Below are 11,892 nucleotides of genomic sequence, written 5' to 3'. Positions count from 1 at the left end.
GAGTCACATTCATGGCCGAAACGATGCGCAGGTTGCCCGCTCAGCGGCGCAGTCGGGAGACGGTGCAGCGCATCCTCGATGCTGCCGAAAGCCTGCTCGTCACAGTCGGATACGAGCGCGCCGTGGAATCGCCGGCGCTGCTGGTCGAGAAGTCCGGTGTCAGCAAGGGCGCGTTCTACGCCTACTTCACCAGTCCCGACATGGCGATGGAGACTCTGGCGCTCGACTATATGGAGCGGTCCACGGCGATGGCGGACGACTTCGCCGCGGAGGACTACGGCAGCTGGGAAGAAGTGACGGCCCGGGCGATCTCGACCTACAGCGGCTACTACCGCAATCCTGCGGTGCGCGAACTCTGGCTCAACGGGCACCTGTCGCCCGTGGCCGTCGCCGCGGACGAGCGGGCCAACCTGTACATCGCCACCAGACTCTGGGAGACGCTGCGGCGTATCGAACCCGAACGCACCACGCGCCTGGAGGTGGTGCACTGCGCGGTGGCCATCGAGATCCTGGACTACCTGCTGCGGTTCGCATTCCGGCACGAGCCCGACGGCAACGCGCAGTTGATCGCCGAATCGATCGTGGCGATGACCGAATATCTGCGTACTCGCATCGGATAGGTCGCGCCCGCTGGTGGCCAGCAGGATGCCGACTCCGCCCTGGACGCCGGCCGGTAGTGCCGCGGAACTCGTGACCGCGTCGACCCGCGCGGAGATCTTGGCCTGCGCCTGCATGTTCCGGATGCCGTCGGCGATCTCGTCATGCCACTGCCGCATCAGTGTGGTCGTGACGGCCTGGGCTCCCGGGGTGGTCCGGCCGATCTCGGACATCAGCATGCTCAGCGGGCAGCTCTGCCCCTGCCGGCGGTAGCGGTCGACCACCGCATCTTGCCAGCGTTGCCATGCCGCCCACGAGTGGAGTGCACCCAGGTGCGGTTGTTGGTCGGCGAGCACCTGCTGGGCTTCGTGTTGGGCCGCCAAATCCTGGGCCGCCGAGTACGGGCCGGCTGGGGTGCGGATCAACGCCGTCGCCCCCGGCCCGATCGCCACCGACCGCGCGTTGGAGGCTGCCGACCATGTCGGTCCGGTGCTGGCGCGTATTCCGTCCCGACGGATGAGCACCCCGCAGGAAGTCGCCGCGGCGGTGCCCTTCCTGGCCGGTGACGACGCTGCGAACATCCACGGCGCGGTGCTCAGCGTGGACGGGGGCTGGGCGGCCGTGTAACAGATGGCCTAGATTCTGTTACGTGGCTTCTTCCGCTTTCGACACTGCGATCCTGGTCCTGCGTGTGGTGCTCGGTCTGACGATGGCCGCCCACGGCTACAACAAGTTCTTCGGCGGCGGGCGCATCCCGGGCACCGCGGGTTGGTTCGACAGCATCGGCATGAAGCCCGGCATGTTCCACGCCCGGGTGGCAGCGACCACCGAGATCGCCGCGGGCGTCGGGCTGGCCCTCGGGCTGCTCACGCCCGTGCCGGCCGCCGGTTTCGTCGCCCTGATGCTCGTGGCCGCATGGACGGTGCACCGGCACAACGGCTTCTTCATCGTCAAGGAGGGCTGGGAGTACAACCTCATCCTGGCGGTGTCGGCCGTCGCCATCGCGGGTACCGGTGCGGGCCGCTACAGCCTGGACCACCTGCTGTTCTCCCGCACGGACCTCTACGGCTATCTGCACGGCTGGTGCGGCCTGGCCATCGCGGTGGTGCTCGGCCTGGCCGGCGGCATCGGCCAGCTGGTCATTTTCTTCCGTCCGCCCGCCAAGACCGGATGAGTGTGAGGGGTTAGCTCCGCGCTTTTGTGGTATTCGCTACGGTGTGCACGGGGGTGACTGAGAGCACACCCAGCGCGGATCGAGGGAACTGCCCGGGGGCAGTGTCGCAACCTCGGATCCGGGCCGGCGCTCTCTAGACTCCCGAAGGTATCGGCGGAAATGATACGAAGAGCGGGCTGACGTGGCACTGAAGGTTGAGGACTACCTCAGCGAGAGTGGCCAGATCGAGCTGCCGAAGGATACGACGATATGTACGTATCTCGACCGCAACTTCGAGGCTGCCTCGCCCGCGGTCGCGTATCGGTACCTGGACTACGGTCCAGACCGAAGCGTCCGGCGGATCGACCTGTCGTGGCAGCAGATGCGGTCACGCGTGTCGGCTGTTGGTGCGCGGTTACAGCAGATCACCGAGCCCGGCGACCGGGTGGCCATCCTGGCGCCCCAGGGTGTGGATTACGTGGTGGCCTTCTTCGCCGCGATCAAGGCCGGCTGTATCGCCGTGCCGCTCTTCGCGCCCGAGATGGCCGGGCAGGCCGAGCGCCTGGACAACGTCATCGGTGACGCGCAACCCACCGTCGTGCTGACCACCTCCAGCGCCGCCGAGACCGTCCGGGATTGTCTTCGCCGCCGGGCCGTCCGGTTGCGGCCTCGGATGATGGCTGTCGACGAGGTCCCCGAAACTCTGGCCGCCGAGATCCGGCCGGTGCCGATCGGGATGGACGACATCGCCTACCTGCAGTACACCTCGGGGTCCACCCGCAAGCCGGCGGGCGTCGAGATCACCCATCGGTCGGTGTGCACGAATGTGCTGCAGATGGTGCTGTCGGTCGGACTGGACTTCGATATCCGCAGTGTCAGCTGGCTGCCGCTGTTCCACGATATGGGCCTGCTCATGATCATGTTCCCGGCGCTGTGCGGCGGGCACATCACGTTGATGTCGCCGGCCGCCTTCGTCCGCAGGCCCTACCGGTGGATCAAAGAGCTCGGCTCCGATACCGAACCCGGACGCACCTTCGCCGCGGCCCCGAATTTCGCGTTCGATCTCGCGGCCACCCGCGGTCTGCCCCCGGAAGGCGAGTCGCTCGACCTCAGCAATGTCGCCGGACTGATCAACGGCTCCGAACCGGTGAGCGCCGACTCCATCGCGCGGTTCAACGAGGCGTTCGCCCCCTACGGTCTTTCCCCGACTGCCGTCAAACCGTCGTACGGCCTGGCCGAGGCCACCCTGTTCGTGTCCACCACCGACCCGGACGCCGCACCGCGGGTGATCTACCTCGATCGCTACGAACTCGGGTTCGGCCACGCGGTGAAGACGACGCCCACCGCGCCGACGGCCACCACGCATGTCTCCTGTGGGCACGTCGCCCCGAGTCAGTGGGCCGCGATCGTCGATGCGGCGACCGGTACCGAACTGCCCGACGGCGAGGTCGGCGAGGTCTGGCTGCACGGCGACAACATGGGTGCCGCCTACTGGCGCAGGCCCCAGGAAACCGAAGCGACGTTCCGCAACAAGCTGGTATCCACGCTGCCGGAAGGCAGCCATGCCGCGGGCGCTGAGCCCGATGCACTCTGGCTGCGCACCGGCGATCTCGGCGTCTATCTCGACGGCGAACTGTTCATCACCGGACGCGTCAAGGACGTGCTCATCGTCGACGGCCGCAACCACTACCCGCAGGACATCGAACACACCGTGGCCGAGGCGACGCCCGCCGTGCGCGCCGGATTCGTGGTGGCGTTCGCCATTCCCCGCGGCGCGAGCGAAGGCCTCGTCATCGTGGCCGAACGTGCTCCCGGTCACGGACGTGCCGACCCCGAAACGGTGACCGCGGACATCCGTGCGGCGGTGTCCCGCGGTCACGGCCTGGCGGTCGCCGACATCCGGTTGGTCAGCGCAGGTGCGGTGCCGCGGACCACCAGCGGGAAGCTGGCCCGACAAGCCGCCCGCGCCGAATATCTGGCCGGTGCCTTCGGGAAGCTCGAGTCCCAGGGATAGCCGGTTTGCGCGCCTGACCTGTGCTTCGCCGTTCTGGGCGAAGTGATTCCCTCGATTTAGAACACGTTCTAGTCTGTCTGGCATGGGCTTCTTGAAACAGGAAACGCCGCAGATCGACTTCGAGACCTGGAGTAAGGGCACCCGCTCGGAGAAGATCATCCCGATGGCCCGGCACTGGGCCGAAGTCGGTTTCGGCACCCCGGTGGCCCTGCATCTGTTCTACGTCGTCAAGATCCTGCTCTACATCCTGGGCGGCTGGCTGGTGGTCCTGACCACCACCGGGATCAGCGGATTCACCGATGTCGCGCACTGGTACACCGAGCCCATCGTGTACCAGAAGGTCGTCTTCTACACGATGCTGTTCGAGGTGGTCGGTCTGGGCTGTGGCTTCGGGCCGCTGAACAACCGCTTCTTCCCGCCCATGGGTTCGGTGCTGTACTGGCTGCGGCCCAAGACGATTCGCCTGCCGCCGTGGCCAGGACGGGTCCCGCTGACCGCCGGTGACACCCGCACGCCGATCGACGTCGTTCTCTACGGGGCACTGTTGGTGGTGTTGCTCATCGCGATCTTCAGCGACGGCACCGGGCCGATCCCCGCGCTCGGCTCGACCGTCGGGGTGCTCCCGGTCTGGCAGACCGCGACCGTCGTCGGCCTGCTCGCGCTGGCCGGCCTGCGCGACAAGGTGATCTTCCTGGCCGCCCGCGGCGAGGTGTACGGCTCGCTGGCGGTGTGCTTCCTGTTCGTGGGCGCCGATATCGTCATCGCCGCCAAACTGGTGTGCCTGGTCATCTGGCTGGGTGCGGCGACCTCAAAACTCAACAAGCACTTCCCGTTCGTCATCTCCACGATGATGAGCAACAACCCGGTGTTTCGGCCGCGCTGGATCAAACGGATGTTCTTCGAACGCTTCCCCGACGACCTACGCCCGGGGCGGCCGTCCCGGTTCCTTGCGCATTTCTCCACTGCCATCGAAGGCCTGGTGCCGCTGGTGCTGTTCTTCTCGCACGGCGGTTGGCCCACCTACATCGCCGCATTCGTCATGCTGTGCTTCCACTTCGGCATCCTGAGCTCGATCCCGATGGGTGTGCCGCTGGAGTGGAACGTCTTCATGATGTTCTCGGTGCTCACGCTGTTCGTCGGGCACGCCGGCGTCGGGCTCGGTGACCTGCAAAGTCCATGGCCCATCGTGCTTTTCGTGGTGGTGGCCGGCACCGTGGCCGTGGGCAACATGTTTCCCCGCAAGGTGTCGTTCCTGCCCGGTATGCGCTACTACGCCGGCAACTGGGACACCTCGCTGTGGTGCATCACACCGTCGGCCGACGAGAAGATCGCCAAGGGCGTCGTCGCCATCGCCAGCATGCCCGCCGCCCAGCTGGAGAAGTTCTACGGCAGCAAGGAGGCCGCCCAGATCCCGCTCTACATGGGATACGCGTTCCGCTCGTTCAACACCCACGGCCGTGCGTTGTTCACCCTGGCGCACCGCGCGATGGCCGGTCACAACGAGGACGACTACACCCTGACCGATGGCGAGCGCATCGTGAGCACCGCCATCGGCTGGAACTTCGGCGACGGCCACATGAGCAACGAACAACTGGTGGCCGCGCTACAGGCACGCTGTCACTTCGAGCCCGGCGAGGTGCGCATCGTCATGCTCGACGCACAGCCCATCCACCACCAGACGCAGCGCTACCGCCTCGTCGACGCCGCCACCGGGGAATTCGAGTCCGGCTACGTGAAGGTCGCCGACATGGTGGTCCGCCAACCGTGGGACGACGACGTGCCCGTCTACGGCGTGGCGCCCCCGGCGAACAGATAGAACTGTCGGTATGGCGATCGACACCCCACTGCTCGACGAGCTGGCCGACCTGTACCGCGCGTTGCACCGCGACCCCGAACTGTCGGGTCAGGAACATGCCACCGCGCAGCGGGTGGTCACCGCGCTCACCGGTGTCGGCGCGGAGATCACCGCGGGCGTCGGGGGTACCGGCGTGGTGGCGGTGCTGCGCAACGGCGACGGACCGGTGGTCATGCTGCGCGCCGATATGGACGCGCTTCCGGTCCGGGAGAACACCGGATTGCCTTATGCCAGTAGCAAAACCGTGCCGGACGGCAGTGGTGGCCAGGTACCGGTGGCCCACGCCTGCGGACACGATATGCACACCGCGGCCCTGGTCGGTGCGGTACAGACGCTGGCGGGCACCCGCAAGCAGTGGTCCGGAACCGTGCTCGCCGTGTTCCAGCCGGCCGAGGAGCTGGTCAGCGGTGCGCGCGCCATGCTCGACGACGGGCTGTTCGAGCGATTTCCCAAGCCTTCGGTCGTGCTCGGTCAGCACGTCGGCCCGCTGCCCGCGGGCGTCATCGGTTTCGGGACCGGAGCGATCATGGCGGGTAACGATGCGGCGGAGGTGACGCTCTACGGCCGTGGCGGACACGGGTCGACGCCGGAGCACACGGTCGACCCCGTGGTGATGGCCGCCGCGGTGGTGCTGCGGCTGCAGACCATCGTGGCCCGGGAAGTGCCGTCGCACGAGCAGGCGGTGGTGACGGTGGGACGCCTGCACGCCGGAACCAAAGAGAACATCATCCCCGACACCGCCGAACTCGGGATCAGCATCCGGACGTACTCACCGGAGCGCCGGGCGGCGGTCCAGGCGGCGATCGAGCGGATCGTGCGGGCCGAGACGGCGGCCGCCGCCGCCCCGCGCGAGCCGGACGTGCACTGGACGGTCAGCGCGCCGGTGCTGATCAGCGATCCCGCCGCGACCGAGAAGACGGTGGACGTCCTGCGCACGCATTTCGGGCCGGACAAGGTGTGGCCGCTGCCGCCGTTGTCGGCCAGTGAGGACGTCGGGGTGTTCGGCAACGCCCTCGGGGTGCCGACGGTGTTCTGGTTCTGGGGCGGTGTGGCCATGCAGACCTTCACCGACGCTTTCGCCAAGGGAGAGCTGCCGCCGACGAACCACTCGCCGGAGTTCGCACCGGTGCTGGAGCCGACGCTGGCGACCGGGGTCGAGGCCCTGACCGTCGCGGCGCGCGCGTGGCTGGCTGACCGCCCTGGAACGCCTAACCCATCTGGTCGGGGGTGATCCGCAGGCTCCTCACCCCATGACGTCGGGGGTGATCCGCAGGCTCCTCACCCCATGACGTCGGGGGTGATCCGCAGGCTCCTCACCCCATGACGTCGGGGGTGATCCGCAGGCTCCTCACCCCATGACGTCGCGGACCTTGACGGTCTCCATCCCCTTCAGCAGCAGATCGCGTGCGGTGTCCAGGTGCTTGCGCCAGTGCGCCTCGGCGGCCGCACCGTCACCGGAACGCATCAGCGTCATGAGTCGTCGGTAGGACCGCATCAACAGCTCGTAGTCCGATTTGGACAGTGGACGGTTTTCCTTCATCGCGAACGCGGTGTGACGCACCGTGATCTCGTGCAGCATGCCGGCGATGATGGTCAGCGTCGCATTACCGGACAGCTCCACGACGCGGCGGTGGAAGTCGCCGGTGGTTTCGGCCATCCGGCCGGTCTCGCGCCCGGACGGCACGTGGTCGGTGAGCATCGTCTCCAGCTCGTCGAAAGCCGCGGTATCGGCGGCCTCGGTGAGCAGCCGCACCGCCATCGGCTCGACGGCCGCACGGGCGGTCATCACATCGGCGATGGTCGCGCCGGACAACTCCAGCAGCAGCCCGGCAGGGCGGGCCACGATCTCCGGCCCGGGCACCCGCACCCGGGCGCCGGTGCGCGACCCGCGGCGCACCTCGACGAGTCGTTCGGACTCCAGTACTCGCACCGCTTCGCGCAGGGTGGGGCGACTCACCCCGAAATGGGCCATCAACTCGGCCTCGTTCGGCAGGAAGTCACCCTCTTTGAGCTGCCCGTCCACCACCATGCGACGTAGCGTGCCGGCGACGAGTTCGGCGGTCTTCGGGCTGCGGATGGGGCCGCCGCTCGACGATGGAACGGCATTGGGGCCGATCATCGGCGATAACGGGGTGGACTGCGCCACCGGAGCCTCCTACGCATACGTGAACCGGCCTGCCGCCAGCTAGTGAACTCAGTAAACCATGTCTGCGACAGCAGGTGGGCGATCTCAGGTCTACCAACCAGTAGGTTGACCTAGTAAACCTTCTGATCTAGGTTGCATTTTAAGTCCACCCCCATGCGACTTTTGCAAACGCCAACACACCTTCGAAGGAGAAGTTCATGGCTGAAGCCGTCATCGTCGAGGCAGTTCGAGCACCGGTCGGCAGGCGCAACGGAGCGCTGTCCGGTGTGCACCCGTCCGAACTGTCGGCCCAGGTTCTCAACGGCCTGGTACAGCGCGCCGGCATCGACCCCGCGCTGGTCGACGATGTCATCTGGGGTTGCGTCATGCAGGCCGGGGAGCAGGCGCTCGATATCGCCCGCACCGCCGTCTTGACCGCCGGTTGGCCCGAAACCGTTCCCGGTGTCACGGTGGACCGCCAGTGCGGCTCCAGCCAGCAGTCGCTGCACTTCGCCGTCGCCGGCGTGGTGGCCGGCCACTACGATGTCGTCGTCGCCGGCGGTGTCGAGGCGATGTCGCGCACCCCGATGGGCTCCTCGCTGGCCAACGGCGGGCACCCCTACCCGGAGGCGTTCCGCGCGCGCTACGAGCAGACCCCGAACCAGGGCGTCGGCGCGGAGATGGTCGCCGCGCAGTGGGGATTCTCCCGTGCCCAGCTCGACGAGTTCTCCCTGCGCTCGCATGAGAAGGCTGCCGCCGCACAGGATTCCGGTGCTTTCAAGGATCAGATTGTGGGTATCAAGGACCAAGACGGCAACGTGGTGCTGGAAGACGGTGGCATCCGCCGTGGCGGCACCATGGAGTCCATGGCCGCCATCAAGCCCGCCTTCAAGGAGGACGGTGTGATCCACGCCGGTAACTCCAGCCAGATCTCCGACGGTTCGGCCGCCCTGTTGGTCACCTCGGCTGAGAAGGCAAAAGAGCTGGGCCTCAAGCCGATTGCCAAGGTGCACACCGCGGTGCTCGCCGGCGCGGACCCGGTCATCATGCTGACCGCGCCCATCCCGGCCACCCAGAAGGCGCTGGCCAAGTCCGGCCTGAGCGTGGACCAGATCGGCGCGTTCGAGGTCAACGAGGCGTTCGCGCCCGTGCCGATGGCATGGCTGAAGGAAATCGGCGCCGACGAGAACAAGCTCAACCCCAACGGCGGCGCCATCGCGCTCGGCCACCCGCTCGGCGGATCCGGTGCGCGCATCCTGACGACGCTGCTTTACCACATGCGGGACAACAACATTCAGTACGGACTGCAGACCATGTGCGAAGGCGGCGGCCAGGCCAACGCGACCATCCTGGAACTGCTGTGAGCGACGAGCAGCCGGGCAGCGCTTCGGGGGCGCTCACAGAACGTCGGGGCAACGTCCTGATCATCACGATCAACCGGCCCGAGGCGCGCAACGCGATTAACGCCTCGGTGTCCGTCGGCGTCGGCGACGCGCTGCAGGCCGCGCAGGACGATCCCGAGGTGCGGGTGGTCATCCTCACCGGTGCGGGCGACAAGTCGTTCTGTGCCGGCGCGGACCTCAAGGCCATCTCGCGCGGGGAGAACCTGTTCCACCCCGATCACCCGGAGTGGGGTTTCGCCGGCTACGTGCGGCATTTCATCGACAAGCCGACCATCGCCGCGGTCAACGGCACCGCCCTGGGCGGGGGCACCGAACTGGCCCTGGCCAGCGATCTGGTGGTCGCCGAGGAACGCGCGAAATTCGGTCTGCCCGAGGTGAAACGCGGCCTGATCGCCGGCGCCGGCGGCGTGTTCCGCATCGTGGCGCAGCTGCCGCAGAAGCTGGCGTTGGAGCTGGTGTACACCGGCGAGCCGCTGTCCTCGGCGGATGCGCTGAAGTGGGGCCTGATCAACAAGGTGGTGCCGGACGGCACCGTCGTGGAGGCCGCTCTCGAACTGGCCGAACGCATTGCGGTCAACGCGCCGTTGGCCGTTCGGGCCAGCAAGCGGGTGTCCTACGGCGCCGTCGACGGTGTGGTAGCCGCCGATGAGCCGTTCTGGAAGCAGACCTTCGGCGAGTTCGCCACCCTGCTCAAGACCGAGGACGCACAAGAGGGTCCACTCGCCTTCGCGCAGAAGCGCGAACCCGTCTGGAAAGCGAAGTAATGAAGAGGCTGGTTTTCGAAACCGAACACGAGCAGTTCCGGGAGACCGCCAAGCAGTTCCTGGAAAAGGAGTGCCTGCCCAACGTCGAGAAGTGGGAGGCCAACCGCCTGGTCGACCGCGAAGCTTATGTGGCCGCAGGCAATTACGGACTGATCGGGTTCAACATGCCCGAGGAGTACGGCGGCGGTGGTGTCGACGACTTCCGGTTCAACGCTGTCATCGTCGAAGAGTTCTCCAAGTTCGGTCTGGCCTGCCCGAGCCTGACCCTGCAGAACGACATCGTCGGTCCGTACTTCACCAACCTGGCCACCGAAGAGCAACTGAAGCGCTGGATGCCCGGCTTCGCCAGCGGCGAGCTGATCGGTGCCATCGCCATGAGTGAGCCAGGCGCGGGCAGCGACCTGGCGGGCATTCGCACCACGGCCGTCCGCGACGGTGACGACTGGATCATCAACGGCTCCAAGACGTTCATCTCCGCGGGTATCAATTCCGACCTGGTCATCGTGGTGGCCCGGACCGACCCGGAGGCCGGGCACAAGGGCTTCTCACTGCTGGTGGTCGAACGGGACATGCCGGGCTTCACCCGGGGCCGCAAGCTCGACAAGATCGGTCAGCATGCCGCCGACACCGCCGAGCTGAACTTCGAGGACGTCCGTGTCCCGGCCACCAACTTGCTGGGTGTCGAAGGTAAGGGCTTCTATCACCTGATGGAAAACCTTCCCTCGGAACGGCTTTCGATCGCCATCGCCGGTGTTGCCGGCGCGCGGGCCACCTTCAACGAGACGCTGCAGTACATCAAGGATCGCAAGGCTTTCGGTCAGCCCATCGGCAGCTTCCAGAACAGCCGCTTCGTGATGGCCGAGCTGGACACCGAACTCGATATCGCCGAGCAGTACGTCGACCGGTGCCTGCGGGCCGTCGTCGACAAGGAACTCACCGCGGTCCAGGCGTCCAAGGCCAAGTGGTGGTGTACCGAGCTCGGTAAGAAGGTCGTCGATCAGTGCCTGCAGCTGCACGGCGGCTACGGCTATATGAACGAGTACCGGGTGGCCAAGGATTACGTCGATGTCCGCATCCAGACGATCTACGGCGGCACCACCGAGATCATGAAAGAGATCATCGGCCGGGACCTGGGCTTGTAAGCCTGTCCGGACAACGAGAAGCGGCGCCCACCGTCACCGGTGGGCGCCGCTGTTCGTCGCTGCGACGACGGGTTACCGCGGCGGTGCCACGGTGGTGGTCGTCGTGGTCGTGACCGGGGTCTCGGCCGCCGGCGCGGACGTCGCGGTGGTCGTCGTGCTGGTCTCGGTGGCGGACGTGGTCTCCGTCGACGAGGTCGACGTCGGGGTGGCGGTCACGACCTCGGGGGCCTGAGCCGGGTCCAGCACAGTGTCGAGGATGTAGACCCGCATGTTCTCGGCCTTGATGCCACCGCAGGTGACCTTGGCGTCGTTGACGGTGATATCGCCGCCCTTGCCCTTGACCACGACGGGCTTGCCCTGCTGGGTGTACATGGTGCCGTGGATGTCGTCGGGGCCCAGGATGCCCAGGACCATGTGGTAATACACCAGCGCCGTCAGCTTCGCGGGATCGGCCTTGATCGCCTCCAGCTCGGCCGGATCCAGCTTGGCGAACGCGTCGTTGCTCGGTGCGAACACCACGTACGGACCGTTGTCCAGCACGCTGGCGACGTTCACGGCGGGATTCAGCTGTCCGGAGACGGCCTGACTGAAGGTGGAGATCTCCGGGATCGCCGCCAGCGCAGCGGACGACCCCTCCTTGGCCAGGCTTTCCAGCGAGCCGGGGCCTGAGGTGACGGACTTGATGCCCGCGTCGCAGGCGGGTCCCTGCGGAGTGGGAATCGGAGCCGTCGGGGTGGTCGTGTCGGCATGCGCCGTCACCGCGGCGGACAGGGCGATCGCCGCGGATGCGACGACACCACCGATGAGTTTGCCTGTGCGTGCTTGCACGTGAGTTCCTC

At 67.0% G+C, this 11,892-nt stretch carries 10 protein-coding genes and 2 pseudogenes; 9 read left to right on the top strand and 3 right to left on the bottom strand.

Annotated elements, in window-relative coordinates:
* Positions 1-11: 11 nt before the first annotated feature.
* A complete protein-coding gene (locus tag FHU31_RS27825; protein WP_167164114.1) occupies positions 12-620 on the top strand; it encodes a TetR/AcrR family transcriptional regulator in 609 nt (202 codons plus the stop codon).
* Here FHU31_RS27825 and FHU31_RS31745 read toward each other — a convergent pair.
* Positions 615-974, bottom strand: a pseudogene (locus tag FHU31_RS31745) (TetR/AcrR family transcriptional regulator); the annotation flags it as partial. The gene FHU31_RS27825 and the pseudogene FHU31_RS31745 sit on opposite strands and share 6 nt — an antisense overlap.
* A gap of 4 nt (positions 975-978) precedes the next feature.
* On the opposite strand from FHU31_RS31745, the pseudogene FHU31_RS27815 reads away from it, so the two are divergent.
* The 5 genes and pseudogenes from FHU31_RS27815 to FHU31_RS27795 form a co-directional block, all read left to right on the top strand.
* Positions 979-1,224: pseudogene (locus FHU31_RS27815) on the top strand (SDR family oxidoreductase); the annotation flags it as partial.
* Positions 1,225-1,246: 22 nt separating this feature from the next.
* A complete protein-coding gene (locus FHU31_RS27810) occupies positions 1,247-1,771 on the top strand; it encodes a DoxX family protein (protein WP_167164110.1) in 525 nt (174 codons plus the stop codon).
* 181 nt (positions 1,772-1,952) lie between these two features.
* Positions 1,953-3,764 carry a fatty acyl-AMP ligase gene (locus tag FHU31_RS27805; protein WP_167164108.1) on the top strand — a complete coding sequence of 604 codons (1,812 nt, stop codon included), beginning with the start codon at positions 1,953-1,955 and terminating at the stop codon, positions 3,762-3,764.
* Between the two features lie 82 nt (positions 3,765-3,846).
* On the top strand, positions 3,847-5,580 hold the full coding sequence (locus FHU31_RS27800; RefSeq protein ID WP_167164106.1) for a DUF3556 domain-containing protein: 1,734 nt from the start codon (positions 3,847-3,849) through the stop codon (positions 5,578-5,580).
* Between the two features lie 10 nt (positions 5,581-5,590).
* Positions 5,591-6,850 carry an amidohydrolase gene (locus FHU31_RS27795; protein WP_167164104.1) on the top strand — a complete coding sequence of 420 codons (1,260 nt, stop codon included), beginning with the start codon at positions 5,591-5,593 and terminating at the stop codon, positions 6,848-6,850.
* Positions 6,851-6,967: 117 nt separating this feature from the next.
* Here the strand turns inward: FHU31_RS27795 and FHU31_RS27790 are convergent, their stop codons facing one another.
* Positions 6,968-7,765 (bottom strand): FadR/GntR family transcriptional regulator, encoded by a 798-nt coding sequence (locus FHU31_RS27790; protein ID WP_167164102.1) that lies wholly within the window; start codon positions 7,763-7,765, stop codon positions 6,968-6,970.
* Positions 7,766-7,962: 197 nt separating this feature from the next.
* On the opposite strand from FHU31_RS27790, the gene FHU31_RS27785 reads away from it, so the two are divergent.
* The 3 genes from FHU31_RS27785 to FHU31_RS27775 are packed head-to-tail and all read left to right on the top strand — an operon-like array spanning position 7,963 to position 11,053.
* Positions 7,963-9,108, top strand: a complete 1,146-nt coding sequence (locus FHU31_RS27785) for a thiolase family protein (protein WP_167164100.1) — start codon at positions 7,963-7,965, stop codon at positions 9,106-9,108.
* Positions 9,105-9,911 (top strand): crotonase/enoyl-CoA hydratase family protein, encoded by an 807-nt coding sequence (locus FHU31_RS27780; protein ID WP_167164098.1) that lies wholly within the window; start codon positions 9,105-9,107, stop codon positions 9,909-9,911. The genes FHU31_RS27785 and FHU31_RS27780 overlap by 4 nt, the downstream gene beginning before the upstream one ends.
* The gene (locus FHU31_RS27775; protein WP_090363436.1) at positions 9,911-11,053 is read left to right on the top strand and encodes an acyl-CoA dehydrogenase family protein; all 1,143 of its coding nucleotides are present in this window, start codon (positions 9,911-9,913) and stop codon (positions 11,051-11,053) included. Before FHU31_RS27780 ends, FHU31_RS27775 begins: the two co-directional genes overlap by 1 nt.
* Positions 11,054-11,125: 72 nt before the next feature.
* On the opposite strand, the gene FHU31_RS27770 is transcribed toward FHU31_RS27775, so the two are convergent.
* Positions 11,126-11,881: a fasciclin domain-containing protein gene (locus FHU31_RS27770; protein WP_167164096.1), complete on the bottom strand. Its 756-nt coding sequence runs from the start codon at positions 11,879-11,881 to the stop codon at positions 11,126-11,128.
* Positions 11,882-11,892 lie beyond the last annotated feature (11 nt).

This window comes from Mycolicibacterium fluoranthenivorans, from assembly GCF_011758805.1.
Taxonomy (GTDB): domain Bacteria; phylum Actinomycetota; class Actinomycetes; order Mycobacteriales; family Mycobacteriaceae; genus Mycobacterium; species Mycobacterium fluoranthenivorans.
Note: the sequence above shows the minus strand (reverse complement) of the source record. Positions and strands in the feature narration are given on the sequence as shown.